The 19781-nt window shown below is 39.1% G+C and carries 17 protein-coding genes; 8 read left to right on the top strand and 9 right to left on the bottom strand.

The window, feature by feature from the left end:
- Window positions 1–8: 8 nt before the first annotated feature.
- The 3 genes from AC1TO5_RS15630 to AC1TO5_RS15620 all read right to left on the bottom strand — a co-directional run bounded on the left by AC1TO5_RS15630 (window position 9) and on the right by AC1TO5_RS15620 (window position 2866).
- Window positions 9–758: a hypothetical protein gene (locus tag AC1TO5_RS15630; RefSeq protein WP_482063763.1), complete on the bottom strand. Its 750-nt coding sequence runs from the start codon at window positions 756–758 to the stop codon at window positions 9–11.
- A 323-nt stretch (window positions 759–1081) separates the two neighbouring features.
- Window positions 1082–1999 carry an aldo/keto reductase gene (locus AC1TO5_RS15625; RefSeq protein ID WP_482063762.1) on the bottom strand — a complete coding sequence of 306 codons (918 nt, stop codon included), beginning with the start codon at window positions 1997–1999 and terminating at the stop codon, window positions 1082–1084.
- A 240-nt stretch (window positions 2000–2239) separates the two neighbouring features.
- Window positions 2240–2866, bottom strand: coding sequence for a TetR/AcrR family transcriptional regulator (locus tag AC1TO5_RS15620; protein WP_482063761.1), 627 nt, complete (start codon window positions 2864–2866; stop codon window positions 2240–2242).
- Between the two features lie 154 nt (window positions 2867–3020).
- Here AC1TO5_RS15620 and AC1TO5_RS15615 point away from each other — a divergent pair, with 154 nt between their 5' ends.
- Window positions 3021–4196, top strand: coding sequence for a YhgE/Pip domain-containing protein (locus tag AC1TO5_RS15615; RefSeq protein ID WP_482063760.1), 1176 nt, complete (start codon window positions 3021–3023; stop codon window positions 4194–4196).
- Between the two features lie 348 nt (window positions 4197–4544).
- Entirely contained in the window at window positions 4545–6164 is a 1620-nt protein-coding gene (locus AC1TO5_RS15610) for a glycoside hydrolase family 9 protein (RefSeq protein WP_482063759.1), read from the top strand.
- Window positions 6165–6261: 97 nt separating this feature from the next.
- On the opposite strand, the gene AC1TO5_RS15605 is transcribed toward AC1TO5_RS15610, so the two are convergent.
- Window positions 6262–7221: an SDR family NAD(P)-dependent oxidoreductase gene (locus tag AC1TO5_RS15605; RefSeq protein WP_482063758.1), complete on the bottom strand. Its 960-nt coding sequence runs from the start codon at window positions 7219–7221 to the stop codon at window positions 6262–6264.
- A gap of 125 nt (window positions 7222–7346) precedes the next feature.
- Between AC1TO5_RS15605 and AC1TO5_RS15600 the strand changes: the two genes are divergently transcribed.
- Window positions 7347–7598 carry a hypothetical protein gene (locus AC1TO5_RS15600; protein WP_482063757.1) on the top strand — a complete coding sequence of 84 codons (252 nt, stop codon included), beginning with the start codon at window positions 7347–7349 and terminating at the stop codon, window positions 7596–7598.
- An 86-nt stretch (window positions 7599–7684) separates the two neighbouring features.
- Here AC1TO5_RS15600 and AC1TO5_RS15595 read toward each other — a convergent pair whose 3' ends face one another.
- Window positions 7685–9247 (bottom strand): catalase, encoded by a 1563-nt coding sequence (locus AC1TO5_RS15595; protein WP_482063974.1) that lies wholly within the window; start codon window positions 9245–9247, stop codon window positions 7685–7687.
- Window positions 9248–9467: 220 nt separating this feature from the next.
- The gene (locus AC1TO5_RS15590; RefSeq protein WP_482063756.1) at window positions 9468–9779 is read right to left on the bottom strand and encodes a YbjQ family protein; all 312 of its coding nucleotides are present in this window, start codon (window positions 9777–9779) and stop codon (window positions 9468–9470) included.
- A gap of 739 nt (window positions 9780–10518) precedes the next feature.
- On the opposite strand from AC1TO5_RS15590, the gene AC1TO5_RS15585 reads away from it, so the two are divergent.
- From AC1TO5_RS15585 to AC1TO5_RS15565, 5 genes are all read left to right on the top strand, one after another.
- The gene (locus tag AC1TO5_RS15585; protein WP_482063755.1) at window positions 10519–11205 is read left to right on the top strand and encodes a sensor histidine kinase; all 687 of its coding nucleotides are present in this window, start codon (window positions 10519–10521) and stop codon (window positions 11203–11205) included.
- 422 nt (window positions 11206–11627) lie between these two features.
- Window positions 11628–12581: a metal ABC transporter solute-binding protein, Zn/Mn family gene (locus AC1TO5_RS15580; RefSeq protein ID WP_482063754.1), complete on the top strand. Its 954-nt coding sequence runs from the start codon at window positions 11628–11630 to the stop codon at window positions 12579–12581.
- Window position 12582: 1 nt separating this feature from the next.
- A complete protein-coding gene (locus tag AC1TO5_RS15575) occupies window positions 12583–13320 on the top strand; it encodes a metal ABC transporter ATP-binding protein (protein ID WP_482063973.1) in 738 nt (245 codons plus the stop codon).
- Window positions 13317–14231, top strand: a complete 915-nt coding sequence (locus AC1TO5_RS15570; protein ID WP_482063753.1) for a metal ABC transporter permease — start codon at window positions 13317–13319, stop codon at window positions 14229–14231. The genes AC1TO5_RS15575 and AC1TO5_RS15570 overlap by 4 nt, the downstream gene beginning before the upstream one ends.
- 1 nt (window position 14232) lies before the next feature.
- Window positions 14233–15108 carry a metal ABC transporter permease gene (locus tag AC1TO5_RS15565; RefSeq protein WP_482063752.1) on the top strand — a complete coding sequence of 292 codons (876 nt, stop codon included), beginning with the start codon at window positions 14233–14235 and terminating at the stop codon, window positions 15106–15108.
- A 261-nt stretch (window positions 15109–15369) separates the two neighbouring features.
- Here the strand turns inward: AC1TO5_RS15565 and AC1TO5_RS15560 are convergent, their stop codons facing one another.
- The 3 genes from AC1TO5_RS15560 to AC1TO5_RS15550 all read right to left on the bottom strand — a co-directional run bounded on the left by AC1TO5_RS15560 (window position 15370) and on the right by AC1TO5_RS15550 (window position 19776).
- Window positions 15370–16749, bottom strand: coding sequence for a sugar porter family MFS transporter (locus AC1TO5_RS15560; protein ID WP_482063751.1), 1380 nt, complete (start codon window positions 16747–16749; stop codon window positions 15370–15372).
- 198 nt (window positions 16750–16947) lie between these two features.
- On the bottom strand, window positions 16948–18270 hold the full coding sequence (locus AC1TO5_RS15555; protein ID WP_482063750.1) for an AraC family transcriptional regulator: 1323 nt from the start codon (window positions 18268–18270) through the stop codon (window positions 16948–16950).
- Between the two features lie 78 nt (window positions 18271–18348).
- Window positions 18349–19776, bottom strand: a complete 1428-nt coding sequence (locus AC1TO5_RS15550) for a sensor histidine kinase (RefSeq protein WP_482063749.1) — start codon at window positions 19774–19776, stop codon at window positions 18349–18351.
- Window positions 19777–19781: the final 5 nt, after the last annotated feature.

The raw sequence follows: 19781 nt of genomic DNA, 5'->3' as shown, positions 1-19781 counted from the left end.
CAAAGCATTTACTCTGATTGTGATGGATTAGAGGTGGAAGTCTTCGCTGAGAAAGAGAAAGACATTCTCTCGGTAAAATCATTAATGGTGTTCATTAATTCTGCTTTTTCATTAACAATTTTCTGATGTTGTTCAGAGTATTTTTGATTTTCGATTTCTAAGCTTCTAATTTTATCTTCAAGCTCATTGACTTTTAACATGCTCTGATATTGATTTTTTGAGGTTTCCTCGTAATGCTTATTGTATTTAGATACTTCGATTTCAAGTTGATTTGAAATCTTTTCGTATTCCACGTTTGATTCAAGTTGGTATTCCTTATAATCTTCAAGGAGCTGATCATAGCTCATTTGTTTATTTGTCAGGTTATTTTCTAAATCACGAATTTCCTTGTTTTTTTCTTGGAGAAGTTGATCTTTTTTAATTTGATCGTGTTTAAGACGATTGATCGTTTCATTTGTTGCATTTAATTGTTCCTCAAGCCCTTTGTTTTTATAAGATAGTAATTGTCGTTCCTTTAGCATGTTTTCTATTGAAACCATAACATCCAATACTATTTTATCTTGGTTATTTTTTGTGGAAAATTGTTTGTTGATATCTGTAATTGGTTGCTCAGACTCTTCCATTGTTTTAGAAGGTTCGTCGAAAACAAATTCAGTTATAAGTTCTTGCTTTTCTGCAGAACTCTTTTCCAATTGATTTTGGTTTGATAGGACACTCTTAAACCAATTCTTTCCCTTTTTTTCTATTTCACTAGACAAGTTTATCATCTCCTATTGATACTTATAAGTTTAGGGTTTTTCCCTATATAAGTATATCGTTTTATTAAATCCCTAATTTTATTGTATATGGACCTCGAGGATTGTCAACTATTGTCGTAATTTATAATGATAAGTGGCAATATAATTACAAAATAAGGAAATGGCATTCCGGGACGTTAACTTAATACGTCCTAGAATGCCGCTTTTATCTTAGTATAATAGTTTTTTACATCGCCTACTACATTTTTGCTTTATGAAACGATTCATGTACTTGGTGTTTTTACGTTGTCTTCAGCAACGGTGGTATCGCTAATCAAATTTACTTAAGGTAAAACATTGCCCGCTGCTAGGAAGATGGCATACCATTCCTCGCGTGTTAGCTTAATGTCGCTTGCTTTAGCGCAATCGCTTAGTCGCTCAAGATTCATTGTACCTGTTACTGGCTGCATATTAGCTGGGTGACGAAGCAACCAAGCCATTGCAATGGTTGTATTGCTGACATTGTACTTAGCAGCAATTTCGTCGATTTTTGCATTCAATTCAGGGAATTTTTCATTGCCAAGGAACACGCCTTCAAAGAATCCATATTGGAATGGAGACCATGGCTGAATCGTAATATCATTCAAGCGACAGAAGTCCAGAATGCCGCCATCACGATCGACTGCGGAGCTGTTTGCCATATTCACATTAAAGCCATTAGCAATCATTGTTGCGTTGGTAATACTAAGTTGTAGTTGATTCGCAACAAGCGGTTGTTTCACAGACTTTTTCAATAATTGAATTTGCATTGGCGTTTGATTAGATACGCCGAAGTGACGAACTTTACCGCTACTTTCAAGCTTATCAAAAGCTTCTGCAACTTCATCTGGTTCTACTAATGTATCTGGACGATGTAATAGCAGTACATCTAAATAATCTGTTCTAAGACGTTGTAAGATTTGATCAACAGAATCTAGAATATGCTCTTTCGAGAAGTCGAACATCCCTTTACGAATACCGCATTTAGATTGCAAGATGATCTTCTCACGAACATTATCACTCATATGTATCGCATCTGCAAAAATTTCTTCGCATTGACCGCCACCATAAATATCAGCATGGTCAAAGAAATTTGCACCTAGTTCTAACGATCCTTGTACGAAGCGCTCAGCTTGAGTTTTATCGAGTGAATTGATGCGCATACAACCTACAGCAATTACAGGTACTTCTAATGTAGATGTTCCTAGCTTCATCGTTCTCATCGTTACATTCCTCCTAAAATTTTTCTGTGCTTCTTAGCTTTGCTTCCCAGTACAGAAAAATACTTCGGGAGCATAATCAAATAGATATCGATAGAATTACATTGATCGAGTTGTCGGCTTATTAATATAGCAACTCTTCTCATACGTATTGTTACATATTTCTAGGTGCATATTCAATGGTATAAGCATTGTTTTTATACTCTCTATTAGTACAAGGTAATTTATACGACAGCGGATGTATTAGAGCTTGTTGTTTTGTGGTTTTTCTCGAAGCCCAGCGGACACAATTAGTCCATGATTGGCTATATTCATAATCATTGCACCAATCTCACTAGCAGTTTCTGGGAGATCATTCTCAAGCCAATACATAATCAAACCTACCGCTGCAGAAGTCATATAAGCAAGTAAATAATGTGTTGGTACAGGTGCAGATGCTGTGCCGGGAACATGTAGCTCGAATTTATTATATAGAGCGTCAGTTAATATCTTTTTAACATGCAATATATGCGACGGATCACCTTTAGGTCCTAATATAGTCGTATAAAAAAGGCGATCGCTACTCAGCTCTTCTAGTATAGCAACGATTTTGGGATAAGGCAGATCTCGATCAGCGTATTGACCATGCTCATAGGGATCGACTTGCGAAATAAGTTCTGTTAACATATCGATCTTCTCATTCATAATCTGTTGTACCATATGACGAACATCTTGATAGTGTAGATAAAATGTACCCCGATTCAAATCAGCTGCATTAGCAATGTCCGTGACTGTCACATGATCCAGACCTTTTTGTTCTATACAAGTTAATAATGCTAGCAACAGTTGCTGCTTCGTTTTCAGCTGTCTCCGATCATACTTAATAGTCATTTATTCACTCCTTATTGAACAGTAGACCTGTCCACTGTTGATTAGTTAACAGTTAGCGCAACATTGATTATTGTGATTACAACTACCTCTTATTATAATTGACAACATAATCACTAATCAACACGACGTTCATTAAAATAAGGAGTGTTTAAGTATGAAATTGAGTAAATATAAAGGTTATATTATAGCGATTCTAGCAGTTTTTGGCGTTACAATTATTTTCGGGGTAGCGATGTTCGGTTCTATTGCGGGTGCAAAGCCACAACAGCTTCCAGTGGCACTAATTGTCCTAGATGAAGGCGTAACTATGCCTGATGGAAGTAGCTACAATGCGGGAGCTATGATCGCGCAGCAGTTGCTAGCTAATAATCAATTACCTTTCAAGTGGGAACAGATGACATCTGAAGATGAACTACAGCTACAATTGGATAATCAAGCGGTGTATGGAGCGATCGTATTACCGAAGGAGTTAAGTGCGAGCTTGTTATCCTTAGCAACGCCTACTCCAGGGCAAGCTAGTATGAAAGCAATCTACAATGAAGGAATGAATTCGCAAGCTACAAGCGTTATTAAGCAAGTGATACACAATGTACTGGTCGTGATGAATGAGCAACTATCACAACAATTACTAAGTCAGATGAGTGCGCAAACGGGTGGTGTGATTCCGGCAACGATTGCAGCAGAGCTGATCTCACCAATTGAGTTGGAAGAGCAAATTGTTCATCCGATTGGCGAGCGCCAGGCAATGGGTAATGCGCCTGGATTATTAACGCAAATGCTATGGATCAGTAACTTAATAACTGCATTAGCACTATTTTTCTTGGTACGAAAAATGAACACCAACATCATCCATCCTTTGAAGAATAGATTAGAGCAAGCCGCTGCAGGATTAATATTACCGCTATTATCATCGGCATTGGTGGTATGGATGGCTTCATCTTGGTACGGTATGGAGCTTGCATCTGCGGCTGAGATATGGATATGGTTAACTGTTGTATCCTACAGCTTCTTCTACATGCAGTCAGCGTTGTTAAATTGGATTGGTCTACCCGCAATGGGGTTACTCGTCCTACTAATGTTCTTCTCCATGCCAATTATGAATCTTGCACCTCAGTTTCTGTCTGATATGACTGTAACCTATCTGTATAACTGGACTCCACTGCGAATTGCGGCATCAAGTATCCGCGAAGTCCTCTATTTCGGCGGGCTACAGTTCAATACCGAAGTAGCGATTACAGTAATTATTATTGCGGTCGTTTCATTCGCATTACTGATAACTTCTAGTGTTACAGAAAAACGTAATAATAATGCGCAACAAATTAGATCGTAGTCATAGTCGAATGATTATTATATTGCTGGAATAAGATCTAGTTGCAGATAGAAGGAGCGCTCCGTAAAGTGAGTAGCTCTTTCTATTTTCTATGGAAATGATTGCAAGAAATAGTGTATGTGCTACAATGAAAATAATGTGATATAGATGTGCCAACAGCATGAGAATCGACAGGGGTAAGTATAAATAAAGATTTTTATGAAAACGCGTTCATAAGATAATTTAATGTAATCATCCAATTCAAAGTAAAGAAGTTAACAAAAAGTTTCAGACTATGCTTACGAAGTAACTTTTCGTTAACTGAGTAGTGTATTACGAAGTAAACAAAAAGTTTTAGGAGGACATCATATGATATCTATGCATTCTATTATTGCAATTAACCAGTTGGGTTATCGAGAAACGGATCTTAAGAAAGCGGTTATTACAGGGCTGGAAGGTAATTTCTACGTAGTAGATTTTTATAGTAATGAGAAGGTATTCCAAAGTACAACGACAGCAGCTAATTATGATGAAGCATCAGGAGCAATAGTAAGTACTGCGGATTTCTCATCTTATCGTACACCAGGAACTTATTATATAGCACTTGAGAATGGGGACAAATCATACCCATTTATCATTGGTAATGAAGTGTATCGTGATGCCCAGCGAGCTCTATTGAAAGCATTTTACTACTTGCGCTGTGGCGTTGAGTTAGAGGATCAGTATGCAGGAGAATGGAGTCATGGTGCATGCCATACCTCTCTTGTACATGTACATGGAGCTCCAGAGCATCAATTCGATGGATGTGGAGGTTGGCATGATGCGGGAGACTATGGTAAATACATTGTTGCAGCAGGAAAAGCAGTAGCTGATCTATTGCTAGCCTATGAATGGTATCCACAAGCATTTGTGAACCCGATTCCATTGCCAGAAACTAATGAGCGCATGGCTGACGTACTGCATGAATGCAAAGTAGAGCTCGATTGGATGATGCGTATGCAGGACCAGGCATCAGGTGGTGTCTACCACAAATTAACGACATTGCAGTTTCCACCATTCGATATGATGCCAGAAGATGATCTTGCTCCGTTATTTGCATCCCCGATATCGGCAACGGCAACGGCAAGTTTCGCAGCAACATTAGCATTAGCAGCGCGTATTTATCAACCGATAGATGAAGTTTACGCTGCATATTGCTTGCAGCAGGCGAAGCTAGCTTGGGGATGGATTGAATACCATCCAACCTATCCAGATTTCCACAACCCAACTGATGTTGGAACAGGTGAATATGGAGATCCAGTAGATCGCGATGAGCGATATTGGGCAGCAGCTGAATTATACCGTACAACAGGCGAAGCGAAATACCATGAAGTATTTCTAAAGCTAGTTGCTGGGCGAGGTTTTGATCTATATAGTCTTGGTTGGGCAGATATGGGTGGATACGGGACAATATGCTACTTGCTTACTGAACATAGTCAAGATGTAGAGACTGTTTCATTACTCCGTAACGGATTACAGCAACGTGCAACAGAATTAGTAGAGATTAGTGAGCAGGATGGCTATGGTATTTCTATGCTGCCAGAACATTATGGATGGGGCAGCAATATGAATATTATGAACAATGCCATGTTGCTACTAGTAGCAGATCAGCTGTTATCAACATCCCAGTATGAAGATGTTGTTGTACAGCATGTTCATTATATCTTTGGCATGAACATTATGGGCACAAGCTATGTATCGGGTTATGGTTCTAAGCCGATAATGAATCCACATCATCGTCCATCGATTGGCGATAAGGTTATAGATCCTGTACCGGGCATGTTATCTGGCGGTCCCAACAAAAATCTGCAAGATGAAATTGCAGTTGCACAACTACAAGGAACTGCTCCAGCTGCAGCGTTTATCGATCATGCAGAAAGCTATGCTACGAACGAAATTACAATTTACTGGAATTCACCTGCACTCTTTGTTCTATCTCATTTTGTATAAAAAATCTCTATTTACATGACATAACAAGCAGCCTGCCCTAAGAAATGATTAGAAGATCATCGTCATTTATGGCAGGCTGTTTATTGTAGCTGAGAAATTATATCTGGTTGGATAATACGGTTTCCGTTGCTTGCTCGCAGAAATCCCAAATCTGATTCATGTATGTCTGATTGGTCGCATATGCGGGATAGTAATGGTCGCTAGTAAGGTATCGCATAAGTTGGAAAGGGTGAGGTTTCTCGCTTATTGCAGCCTTTATAACGACTCCATGATGGTTAATGAGCGCTCCAGTGATGTCTGTATAGTTAGTAGAAGTACAGATATCGTAATAAAGGTCCGCCATACTACTAGGTGGTTGCGAGGTAGGGTTTTGTAACCTTGCCAGAAAGCGATAACCAGAACTGAGGTTGGCTATCGTTTCAGGAGATAGCTTAACCCGATTAATTTGCAATGCATTGACCCGAATTGCTTGTTCCTTCAATTGTTCGGCTAGCTTAATCGTTAATAGAAACAACGCCATTTTCGAATCCCCGTACAATTTATAGCTATTGAACGGTCGTTCCTTAGCATACTCACCACGCATATTATCAAATTCAATTTGTCGTTTGGGATCGAAGAAATGTTTAATATTTGTAGTACATGCATGTAGAATAGCGGGTTGCTTCGCATTAATGAGTTGCGGTAACAATAGCTGCGTTAATAGATAAGGTCCTACAACATTGGTCGCAAAAGAAAGCTCAATACCGTCTTCGCTTAGTAAATACCGTGGCTCACCATGCTTCAAGTAAGCGGCATTATGAATAAGTAGATCAAGCCTGTCAAATCTATTATTAAATTGCTGAACGAATTGCTGAATGGAAGCAAATGAAGATACATCGAGTTGAAACAGCTCAATGTCACTGTTACCAGTAAGTGAAATTAACTCTTGTTGAACGTTATAGCTTCGTTCTATATTTCTGCAAGCCATTATGACATGGTCACCCTCGGTGGCAAATTTCATTACGGCAGCTTTGCCAATTCCTGAATTAGCACCAGTTATAATAACGACTCGATTCATCGTAATACCTCCATCTAGCGAATTGTATTTTAACATATATTACCACGACCAACTCTGGTTGTCTGTAATGAAATATGTGGCAGTAATATAGAGTGTTAGCGATAGTTACCAAGGAGGCGGCGAACATGGCAAGAACGTATAAGTCTGAAGGCAGAAGAATAACCAATGCTTTACAAGCGATATTTGGCTTTCTAAGTTGTTTTATCTACTTCTATGTATTTGTGGGCTTACATTGGAGCTTTCTTATTATGTTTTTATTAGTAGGAGCTATTATTGCCGAGCTTGCTGGTCAGAAATGGACAAACATGCGTCGACAATCTGCAAAGAGTAATAGGAATAGTCATACTACTAGACGAAGTCAAAATAGAAAAAGATAGAAAGGTGAAGAAAAAGGAGAGGGGAAGTCACGTAATAAAAAGCCGTACCATTGTAAGAATAACGAATGGTACGGCTTTTATAGTTGTTAATACGGATCAGATGATTGGCTATATTGCTCCGCAGCCTCGACAGCATGATCTTCTTTCGTTGTTTGTTCGCTTATTGCAGTTTTTACACCGTCCGCTACTCGTCGACCATAGTCAGCATCACTTTGTGTAATGTTATGAATCATTAGATCTTGAATTTCTTTGCGACAAGTAACAAGAATTCCAACGAGATTGGAGATAAGTTCATCCTTTTCCCAGTCGCTTAGACGGCGATACGTTTCACCTGCTTGGCCAAAATTGTTCTCGCGATCAATCTTTTCACGAACAAGATGGCCCTCGATCAATGGTGTATGTTCTTTACCATCATTGACGGCTTCCTTCAATCCACCCATAAGGGAAGGCTCATAGTTTACATGTGGATTTTTATATTGCCCAAAGTTTTGACGAACATCCATTTGCCCTGCTTCTTGATTGGTCGCCACAACTTTGTTCGGTTTATTAATCGGCACTTGCAAATAATTGGTGCCTACTCGGTGACGTTGTGTATCTGAATAAGAGAATGTTCTTCCTTGTAAAAGTTTGTCATCAGAAAAATCTAAGCCATCAACAAGAACCCCCGTACCAAATGCTACCTGTTCAACTTCAGTAAAGTAGTTTTCAGGATTACGATTCAATACCATCTTACCAACTTTATGCCACGGAACTTGATCCTTATACCATAGCTTTGTTGGATCAAGCGGATCAAAATCTAACTCTGGATGGTCATGATCGTCAAGAATTTGCACAAATAATTCCCACTCAGGGTAGTTGCCCTCCTCAATCGCTTGATACAAGTCGCGAGTAGCATGATCATAGCTTAATTTTTGAATCTCATCGGCTTCTTGCTGCGTGAGATTACGGATTCCTTGCACCGGTTCCCAATGATATTTCACGAGTACAGCTTTTCCTTCTGCATTAACCCAGCGATATGCATGAACTCCTGATCCTTGCATTTGGCGATAGTTAGCAGGTATTCCCCAAGGAGAGAAGAGGAAGGTAAACATATGCGTTGACTCAGGACTATTACAAAGGAAATCGAACATTCTTTCCATATCATTGGTGTTCGTAACTGGATCTGGCTTGAACGCATGTACCATATCAGGAAACTTGAGTGGATCACGAATAAAGAAGATTTTTAAGTTGTTGCCGACAAGATCCCAGTTACCATCCTCAGTGTAAAACTTCACAGCGAAGCCACGAGGATCACGTAGTGTTTCAGGAGATTGTCCACCGTGAACTACGGTAGAGAAACGAACAAAGACGGGGGTTTGCACTTCTGTATTCGTAAATACTTTTGCGCGTGTATATGTAGAGATAGGTTGACCATCTACCGTACCATAAGATTGGAAATAACCATGTGCTCCAGCACCACGTGCATGAACAACACGCTCAGGAATACGTTCACGGTCGAAGTGACTAACTTTTTCAAGGAAATCATAATTTTCCATAGTCATTGGCCCGCGATTGCCAACGGTTCTAACGCTTTGATTGTTTGTCACAGGATGACCTTGTCGATTCGTTAAGGTCTGGTCATTAGATCGTTGTTGATCACTCACATGAATAGCCTCCCTAAAGTTCTCATTCGCTGCTCGGCATGGTTGTTATGTGAAAAACATATTGAGCACATTATGAATAGTGGTAATGCAGTTAAGTATTTCCACGAGTAGAGAGAAATATGTAAAGTAACTGAGTTAATATTTTCATTAATAACCACACGGACAAAGAAAAAGAAGAGATCAAGCTGCCTGAGCAGCTCGCATCTCTTCCATGAGTAAGGTCGACTTAAATAATAACAGCTGTGCCGCTTACCGCAACCATCAGCATACCTTCACGAATGACTTCATAATCGATATCGACTCCGATAATAGCATTCGCACCTAAGTGATGGGCTTTTTCCTGCATTTCAGCCATAGCAGCATGTCGCGCTTCCTCTAGCTTGCTTTCATAAGCGTTAGAACGACCGCCGACAATATCAGTAATTGAAGCTAGAAAATCACGAACAACATTAGCCCCCATAATAACCTCGCCAGTAGTAAGCCCTAAATACTGTCTAACCGGATGTCCTTCGATGGTTGGTGTAGTAGTAATAATCATATTAATTCCTCCTAAACTTTTTGTAGCTTCCTGAACTGCTTCTTAGTAGCAAAAAGTAGCATCGGAAGCATAAACTAACTTTTTGTGGCTTCCCGAAATACTTCTTAGTAGCAAAAAGTAGCATCGGAAGCATAAACTAACTTTTTGTGGCTTCCCGAAATACTTCTTAGTGACAAAAAGTAGCATCGGAAGCATCACCGTTAATCACGATGCTTAAGCTGTAAATATTATGTAAGTCTAGTACGCGTGCTGACGTAAAAGGTTATCTACTTCTTATCGTAGTCTAATGCAGCCTCATTTATTCCACTTCAAAACTTTTTGAACATTTGTTCTGAGATGCTAGCACTGATAGCTTTATAGATTCATATACATAGAAATAGCTACTAATATAGTTATCATTATGACGCGTGAATTGAAAATATAGTTAGGTGGGTGAATACATGTCACTAGAGCTTGAACAGTTCATTGAATTTAAAATGGATAGTATAATCGGATTATTGTCGATGCGGTGCAAAGGGTAGCCTCGTTTTCTAAGATCCAATCCCCGCCTGATAAAGTAGGTCATATAATGTAATGATATAAGGCTTGGTTCTTTTCAAGGGAACTGAGCCTATTGTATTTTATTAGTTGAAATGACGATCTATTTAACAGAATGATAGTCATGTATTGTCGAATATACGCCCATCTAAGCTATTAAATGATATTATATATAGAAGAACTTTAGTTGTATTAGGGGGGAATGATAATAAACTCGATCAATAATCAAATCATGCTTTCAGATCGTGAAATGTTTCTCTGGCATGAGAAAGAGAAGTATTTATACACTCAAGAACTGCACGATACAGTCTTACAAGAACAGATTGTTTTTGCGAGAGCCTTTGAAAGCCTGATGAAAGATTACGCCGCAATGCCGAGTGAGGATATCGTTGTTCAATTGGAGAAGTTACATCTGCATCAGCAAGATATTATTTATAGTATAAGACAATATTGTTTACAGCTACGCTCTCCTGCATTAAGTGGTGAAGATTTTTCGGATGCCATAACGCGGCTTATTGACGGCGTTCATCTCCAATCTAATATTGAGGTGAGTTCTCATATTACTGCTAATTTTCGTAGTTCTTCAGAAATTGAAGGTCATCTTTTTCGTATCATACAGGAGCTATTGCGTAATGCTATGAAACATTCTGAAGCTACGAAAGTGAGCATTAATGTTCGAGATGATTATAAACATATAGATATTGAATATTATGATAATGGAGTTGGGATGGAATTTACCCCGGAGTTTATACAGAAGCGGGCGGGGCATATGGGATTAAGCGGATTATGTTATCGTACCGAGACATTAGGTGGGACAATCTCTATCGAGAGTAAACGGAATGAAGGTGTGAAAGTTACGATCCAGATTCCGCATTCACTGAGCGAGTAATGAAGTTTAATGACGAGAGCTAGCCATTGATGAGGCTAGCTTTTTTTTGATTGTAGTTTTAATTAAGATGAATAGTAGCCTATTAAACGATGAATGCATATACTGAATTGCTTGAAGCATAAGTTAGAATGTTTACTTTACGTAGAGTACTGATATGACTATTAAATTGCCTTGGACTATAACTATTGCTAATAGCTATAAGTGTTGTGTTATGACACAAGTATTGCCCTTATAAAATAAAGTTGCACAAGGGAAAGATTCGGCGTATACTATAAAAAAATAAGATACAGTCTTACGAAGCGACTTTTCGTTGTAAAAAAGACTTTCAGGAAGCTACAAAAAGTTTAGTTTATGCTTCCGTAGCTACTTTTTGTTACCAAGAAGTATTTCAGAAAGCTACAAAAAGTTTAGGAGGAAATAATATGAAGCTACAAAGAGCGGGAATTCAACGACTGATGCTTGTCGGTATGGTGTTACTTTTAAGTTGGGGTGCAATAGCATGCTCCAATCAAGCCTTGAATACAGAAGAAGATGATATTATTCATATTGTGACGACGATCGCTCAAATTGCTGATCCAATAGCGGAAATTGGTGGCGAGCATGTTAAGGTAACAAGTCTAATGGGTTCGGGTGTTGATCCCCATCTATATCAGGCAACAACGGGGGATATTTCTAAGTTAGATCGAAGTGATGTGATTCTTTATAGCGGTCTACATTTAGAAGCGAATATGATCAAAGTATTTGACCAAATGAGTAAGACCAAACCTGTTATTGCAATCGGAGAAAGTATTGCTAAAGATGAGCTGCTGCGTGATGTGAACGGAGCAATTGACCCGCATATTTGGTTTGATATTGATCTATGGAAGCAAGCATTAACAGCTGCGACAGAGCAATTAATCGAGATGAAGCCGCAATATAAGGATAATTTTATAGCTAATCAGGAGCAATATTTTGCTAAGCTTGAGAGCTTGAAGCAGCAAAGTGTAACGAAGCTCAGTGAAATTCCGCAGGAGCAACGAATATTAGTAACAGCACATGATGCCTTTGGCTATTTTGGCAGAATGAATGACATTAAAGTTATCGGCCTGCAAGGATTAAGTACGGAAGCAGAAATCGGACTTACTGATATTGAGGAAACGATTGATATTTTAATGGAGCATAAAGTGCCAGCAGTATTTATCGAAAGCAGTATTAATCCAGCCTCAATTCAAGCAGTAATCGAAGGGGCACGAAAAAGTGGCATCGATGTTCAATTAGGTGGATCGTTATATTCTGATGCGATGGGTGCAGAAGGAACGGATGAAGGCACATACATTGGCATGTATAAGCATAATGTAACTACGATTTATGAGGCGTTAATGGGGAAGGGTGAGTAAGATGCTACCTGTTATTAGTGTAAATAATTTATCAGCAGCCTATCGTAAAAATCAAGTGCTTCAAGAGGTGGACTTTCAAGTAGAAGCTGGAACGTTAACGAGTATTGTCGGTCCGAATGGTGCTGGGAAATCAACATTAATTAAAGTTATGCTTAATCTACATCCACGTTTGTCAGGTGATGTTTCTTTCATGGAAATGCCCTATAACAAAGCGAAGAAACATATCGGCTATGTGCCACAAAGAGGGTCTGTGGACTGGGATTTTCCAACGAATGCACTTGATGTTGTGCTTATGGGCTTATACGGAACGGTTGGTTGGTTCAAATGGCCTCAGAAAAAACATCGTGAACTAGCAATGCAAGCTTTGTCTGAAATGGGTATGGCGGATTATAGTAATCGACAAATTAGTCAATTGTCAGGCGGACAGCAGCAGCGTGTATTTCTAGCTAGAGCATTAGTGCAGGACGCAGATATTTACTTTCTTGATGAACCATTAGCAGGTGTTGATGCGGCGACAGAGCGTGTCATTATGGATACATTACACCAATTGAAAAGTCGTGGACGCACCGTCATGGTCGTCCATCATGATCTACAGACGGTAGAGGATTATTTCGATCATGTGCTACTGCTTAACCGGACAGTTATTGCTCATGGTGCAACAGCAAAAGTATTCACGAATGACCATCTCTATGCTACCTATGGCGGTACGCTACGCTGGATGGGGGAGCGGGCGAGATGATCGGATTTTTATCGTATAACGCACAGTGGGTACTGCTTAGTACATTGCTCTTAGGGATGGCTTCGGGCTTAATCGGAACGCTTTCTTATTGGAAACGTCAAAGCTTAATGAGTGATACCTTATCTCATGCAGCGTTGCCAGGTGTTATTTTTGGATTTTTGGTTGCAGGCAGTAAAAATATGCCGTTAATGTTAATAGGAGCAGCCATTAGCGCGCTATTAGGAGCATGGTTAATTAGCTGGATAACTTCTTCTACACGGGTGAAAGAAGATGCCGCAATGGGTATTATTCTGTCCGTATTTTTTGGACTCGGCATTATGCTTCTTACGTATGTAAATAGAATGCCAGGTGGCGGGCAAAGTGGACTGGATAATTTCATATTTGGGCAGGCAGCATCGATGGTATCTAGTGATGTGTTGTGGCTATGTGTATTAGCTATAGTCGTCATATGTGTCGTTGGCTTGCTATATAAGGAATGGAAGCTGTTTCTATTTGATAGTGCATTTGCGCAAGGTCTTGGACTTTCGGTTCGCTCGATGAATGCGATCTATACAGCGGTATTAGTACTTGTTATCGTCATTGGTATTCAAGCGGTAGGTGTTATTCTAATGGCAGCATTACTCATTATTCCAGCAGTTAGTGCAAGATATTGGGCGCAATCGTTTCACTTAGTTCTCGTGCTGTCAGCTGCTATCGGTGGTCTATCGGGGATGCTAGGAACATTTATTAGTACGCTTGGCTCAGGCTGGCCGACAGGTCCATTTATCGTCATTGCAGCATCGAGTATTTTCATCGTGTCATTGACATTTGGTACGAGTAAAGGGCTACTTGTTGTCTATATCCAGCGTCAACAGCAACGTAAGCAAGTGACTATAGCAGCTCAGCAGCGGCGCGTAGAAAGGGGACAATAAGATGAGTTATACAGGTTGGATACTTCTAACCGCATCTTTAGTTGGTCTTTCATGCGGCTTAGTAGGTGTATTGCTTATATTACGACGGATGGCCATGATGGCAGATGCAATCAGTCATACCGTATTACTAGGTATTGTTGTTGCCTATCTAGTTACGCAGCAATTAAGCGGCGTGCATATGTTAATTGGCGCGACGGTAGCGGGACTAATTACTGCATTTCTTATTCAATGGTTTCATCAAGTGGGTGTCCAGCAGGAAGCGTCGATTGGTATCGTATTTACAACATTATTTGCGATCGGGGTTATTCTTATTGCAACGAAAGTAGGCAATGCGCATCTTGATGTGAAGCATACGCTGATGGGCGAGATTACATTTATCCCGTGGGAAAAAGTTCATGTTCCGTTATTAGGAGAAATTCCAGAGGCGGTTGTTATTTTATTATTCGTATTGCTAGTCGTCTTATTTTTCGTGGTCGCGTTCTATAAGGAATGGAAGTTAACTTCATTCGATCCGATCTTTGCAGCGAGTATTGGTATTCCTGTTACGTTAATGCATTATGTATTTATGTCACTTGTATCATTAACAAGTGTGGCAGCATTCGATGCGGTTGGAGCGATTATGGTTATTGCCATGCTTATTACACCAGCTGCTGCTGCGTATTTATGGACGGATAAATTGTATTTGATGCTTATATTGAGTAGTCTGTTCGGTGTAATGTCGGCGTTTATCGGTTATTTTGGAGCGGTATGGCTCGATACGTCCATCTCAGGCGCCATGGCATTTGCAACGGGTATTATTTTTGCAATTAGCTTCTTCATTGCACCACGCTATGGCATTATTGCTAAGCGCAGACAGATGCGAGTAGCTCAAGATTAAGACTGATCTGTTCTTGAATACGTTTATTATAAAAACATTAGATGAAATATTTAAGCAAAACATTAGAACCCACTGTAGAATTGGAACTTGGTATGCAAGTTAAAATAACGTATCTAAGTAATGCTCAACAGGATACTATTCATCCTACAAGGTTTGCAAAAGAGATTGAGATCGTTAAGTGAAACGCAACATAAACGAAGGGCTACTTCCATTATCATTATTATGATAGCGAATGTAGCCCTTACTATATAAGATTACAAGTTAGTTTTTACTCCATAGTGTTTCAATACGCTCTAATGGAACATCTTTCGTCTCAGGTATCTTTTTCAAAGTGAAGAAGAAGGTAAAGATTGAAAGTACTGCAAAAATTCCGAATGTTATTGCAGGTCCAGCGGATGAAAGCAACGGTGGGAACGATTGTGAAACAACATAATCAGCGATCCATAACGACATAGAAGCTATTGCAGTTGCTATACCACGAACATGGTTAGGGAATATTTCTGAGATAATTACCCATACAACAGGTCCAAGAGAAACTGCGAATGAAGCAACATAGAACAGAATGAATATTAATAATAAGTAGCCATCTGTATTTCCTGATTGGAAGCACCATGAAATGGCGATTAAGCTAAACGCCATACCAGCAGAACCTACAAGTAGTAATTGTTTACGACCAACCCTATCAATTAACCAAATCGCAAGTATGGTGAAAGCGAAATTGATAAAACCTACAAGAATCGTTTGAATCAGTGCAGCGTTCGTACCAGCACCAGCTGCTTTGAAGATTTCGGGTGCATAATACATTACGGCATTAATACCTGTTACTTGTTGCATAACAGCGAGGACAACACCAACGAAAAGTGCCGCTCTTAGTGTAGGACTTTGTAGTAATTCTTTGAAGGTACCTTGTTTCTTTTTGAACGATTGCTGAATATCAGCTAGTTCTTCTTGTGCTAGTGTAGCACCATGAATTTTATTCAAAATGACAGAAGCTTCTTCACTACGGTTTTTCTTAATTAGCCATCTTGGACTTTCCGGAACAAAGAACAGAGCAATTAAGAAGATTACGCCAGGAATAACACCGACTCCAAACATCCATCTCCATGCGCTATCTATTTGCCAAGTGTGATCGCCACTTGAAGAAATCCATAAGTTAACGAAGTAGACAAGAAAAATACCCGTAACTGTTGCAAGCTGATTCAATGCGACGAGACGACCACGATATTTCGTAGGCGCAATTTCAGCGTTATATAATGGACAGATTGTGGAAGTAAGACCGATACCAAGTCCACCAATTATGCGAGCAATAATGTACATATCGAAAGTTTCAGGTATCGCAGATCCGATTGAACCGATAATGAATAGAATAGCGGCAGCAATAAGTGTTTTTTTACGACCGAATTTATCACTGAGAATACCGGAGAATCCTGCCCCGACAATACAGCCGACAATTAAGCTAGAAACTGCCCAACCCACTTGAAAGTCGGTTAAAGAAAAACGCACCTCCATAAAGCCAATAGCTCCTGATACTACAGCGGTATCGAAACCAAATAGTAACCCGCCGATGGCAGCTACAATAGAAATTAGTGTAACAAACTTCAAACTAGATGTTTCGTGTTGTGTCTGTTGTTGTGTGCTCATATACGATCCCCTCTAGCATGCAATCGATGCTATAACTTAATGTAATGAATCTGTAAGTTATTGTAGCATGTTCATCATCGTTGATTTTCATGTGATACCTTCAATTATTTGTGCAATAGTAGCACATTTTTAAGTTCATACTATAAATTCAACTTTTAGAGGAAGATTTGAGCTTACACTAATACTTGAATATCGATTTCAAACGGTTGAACGGTATTCGGAAGGAGTTTGACCAACCACTTTTTTGAATACTCTACTGAAATAATTAGGGTCATTGTAGCCTACCAAGTAGCATATTTCCTTTAAGCTTATCTCTTTGTTATGCATCCATTGTTTGGCATGATGAATTCGAATATTTGTAACGTAGTCAATAAATGTTTCACCCGTTTGCTGCTTAAATACTTTGCTAAAGTAATACGGGTTTAGATGAACATGCTCAGCAGTCTCTTCCAACGATAGCTCACGCTCATAATTCTTTTCGATATAATGCGTAGCACGATCAATCATATTAAACGTCTGATGCTCTCGCTCTTGACGAATTTGTTGGATGGCTACGTGAACATAGCTCATATGTTCCGAGGAAGATAGCATTAAAGGCTGAGTACCTTGATGTTCCATATCCTGAAACATACATAATGGTTTGTCTACATTTGCATTAGTGGAAGCGAAGACGGCTTCAAAATATGAGCGTCTGGCTCCCGGTACGCCATGATGGATATTCCCAACGCCTATCGCAATATTTACATTATACCCAGTGACGACCATATCAATGTTCAATAGTACTTGGCATATCGCTTCCATATGTGTTCGCATCGTATGTAAAGAATTATCCGCCATAATAAAAATGGCGATATGATCATTGAAAACTGTACTCGCTACATATTGATAGATGTCTGGTAAATGTTTTTGCAGTTGCAGAGTGTAAACTTCATACAGCTCTTTTCGAAGTGGATCAGATTGTGGCAATGCGATAACGATAGCGCAACATTGTTCGATATGCAGCTGTAAACTATCGGTAAGACTGTTAATATCCTCATCAGTTATCGTATTACTCATCAATCCGAGGGCCAGTTCTGTCTTAACCACTGGAATTAATTCTGAAAGCTGTTGATCCTTTAGTTGTTGAAGTTGAAGATCTTCTTGCTCCTCTGCAATTTCATTAATTAATGATTGCAAAAGTTTTACAATATCATCGCGCTTTGCTGGCTTAACGAAATAATCTCTAACCCCCATTTTAAGTGCTTCTTTCGCATATTCGAAATATTCATATGCGGTTAGTAGTACCATTCGAGTATGAGGTAACGCACTAATAATGCTTTTCAATGCAGTCAGTCCGTCGATTCCTGGCATCCGAATATCCATCACAATAATATGCGGTTTATAAATAAGTGCCTTTTGAATCGCATCTCGACCATTCTCTGCTTGAATAACTTCAAATTGACCAGGCATCATATTATTAATAATCCATTCCATACCTTCACGTTCTAATGCTTCATCATCCGCTATTAGTATCCGATACATATACAACCTCCTAAAACTTTTCATGTACTACTTGTAATAACTACTTGCTCATGAAAAGTTACTTCGTAAGCATTAATTTTATTGTTTGGGAATACGTAGCTTAATCGTTGTACCTACCCCAAGCGTACTGTCAATCTCGACCGCATGCTGCTGGCCATATAGTAACTGTAATCTTCTGAACACATTGCGACTTCCGATACCGGTAGATCCTGTACTTTGCTGTGGTGTCAACGACTCTTCTGAAGGAGAATCATAATTAAGTAAGTTCAATCTGGTTTTCTCATCCATTCCAGCGCCATTGTCTGATATTTCAATCCAGGTGTAGGTGTTATCACCGTATATATGCAAAGTAATTGTAGCACCAGATTCTATGCCTTCAATGCCATGCATAAAGATATTTTCTAATATCGGTTGCAATGTTAACACAGGCACATGTGTCGTTAATTGTTCATCATCGATATCCATTATAAACTGAATTCGATCACGGAACCGAGTTTGTTGAATATGGAAATAATCTTCTGCATGCTTAACTTCATCACGCAAAGGTACAGGCTTGTCCATTTGTCGCAAGTGATATCGGAGTAAATTAGACATCGTTACGATAAGGTCACTCGTTTGTTCTGCTCCTTCTATAAGAGCAAGCTTTGATAATACATTTAAGGAATTGAATAAGAAATGAGGATTGATCTGATTTTGTAGTACGGCGATTTCGAACTCGCGTAACTGCTTATCCTTTTGCAAAGCTTCTTTATCAGATTCCATAATCTTCTGTAAATTAATTTTCATTTGTTCTAACGCATCACTTAAAATGTAGAATTCGCTGTTTGGTGAGTAACTAGGAAGTGTGATCGTCAGCTCACCATGAGAGATTTTCTCAGCAACGGTAACAAGTTGTTTTATCGGTCGTGTTATTAGAGAGGATATCCAATAAGCAAGTAAAAGACTCAACATAGTAGATGCTGTAAGCAAATAAATACCGGATTGTTTCATACGAGTAATTTCCAACATAATGGTTTGGTACAATCCTGTGTATACTGATAATTCTTTACTTATTAAGTTATAGCTCTCATCAGAAATAAAAGTGGAGAACTGCTTAATTTCGTTATAAAAATCAGCATAAACAAGAGAATCTTCTTGTTCTAACATCGGAAGCAGCGTTTGCTCGCTATTCATATACGATTGTAAAAGATTACGGTAGCTCGTTACTTCTAGTAACAAGTTAGAATCAACTATTTGCAACTGTAACTGATTTTGTAGGGTTATAAGATGTTCGGTATTGTGCAACTGTAATAATAATGAAGAATCTTTTTGATCGATATATTGTGAGATGAGCGTTACATTTCTTTGAACTTGTTCATCAACTTGTTGATATAACAACACTCGGGTTAGCATCGTATTGTAGCTTTCGTTAATGCGGTAACTGCTCTGAAATAATACATATGAAATGATACTATTTAGTAATAATAGTAAAGGGAACGCGATTAATAATATTTTTCTTGTGCTCATTGGGC

This window comes from Paenibacillus sp. Y930, from assembly GCF_056786375.1.
The sequence above is the reverse complement of the archived record's forward strand: the minus strand, read 5'-3'. Positions and strand labels throughout refer to the sequence as shown.

Bases quoted from the DNA above. Each gene is read 5' to 3' on its own strand.
- AC1TO5_RS15590 (WP_482063756.1), bottom strand. From the start codon at position 9,779: ATGATTATTACTACTACACCAACCATCGAAGGACATCCGGTTAGACAG.
- AC1TO5_RS15550 (WP_482063749.1), bottom strand. From the start codon at position 19,776: ATGAGCACAAGAAAAATATTATTAATCGCGTTCCCTTTACTATTATTA.
- AC1TO5_RS15600 (WP_482063757.1), top strand. From the start codon at position 7,347: ATGGCAAGAACGTATAAGTCTGAAGGCAGAAGAATAACCAATGCTTTA.
- AC1TO5_RS15605 (WP_482063758.1), bottom strand. From the start codon at position 7,221: ATGAATCGAGTCGTTATTATAACTGGTGCTAATTCAGGAATTGGCAAA.
- AC1TO5_RS15575 (WP_482063973.1), top strand. From the start codon at position 12,583: ATGCTACCTGTTATTAGTGTAAATAATTTATCAGCAGCCTATCGTAAA.
- AC1TO5_RS15555 (WP_482063750.1), bottom strand. From the start codon at position 18,270: ATGTATCGGATACTAATAGCGGATGATGAAGCATTAGAACGTGAAGGT.
- AC1TO5_RS15560 (WP_482063751.1), bottom strand. From the start codon at position 16,749: ATGAGCACACAACAACAGACACAACACGAAACATCTAGTTTGAAGTTT.
- AC1TO5_RS15585 (WP_482063755.1), top strand. From the start codon at position 10,519: ATGATAATAAACTCGATCAATAATCAAATCATGCTTTCAGATCGTGAA.
- AC1TO5_RS15620 (WP_482063761.1), bottom strand. From the start codon at position 2,866: ATGACTATTAAGTATGATCGGAGACAGCTGAAAACGAAGCAGCAACTG.
- AC1TO5_RS15625 (WP_482063762.1), bottom strand. From the start codon at position 1,999: ATGAGAACGATGAAGCTAGGAACATCTACATTAGAAGTACCTGTAATT.
- AC1TO5_RS15615 (WP_482063760.1), top strand. From the start codon at position 3,021: ATGAAATTGAGTAAATATAAAGGTTATATTATAGCGATTCTAGCAGTT.
- AC1TO5_RS15580 (WP_482063754.1), top strand. From the start codon at position 11,628: ATGAAGCTACAAAGAGCGGGAATTCAACGACTGATGCTTGTCGGTATG.
- AC1TO5_RS15570 (WP_482063753.1), top strand. From the start codon at position 13,317: ATGATCGGATTTTTATCGTATAACGCACAGTGGGTACTGCTTAGTACA.
- AC1TO5_RS15610 (WP_482063759.1), top strand. From the start codon at position 4,545: ATGATATCTATGCATTCTATTATTGCAATTAACCAGTTGGGTTATCGA.
- AC1TO5_RS15565 (WP_482063752.1), top strand. From the start codon at position 14,233: ATGAGTTATACAGGTTGGATACTTCTAACCGCATCTTTAGTTGGTCTT.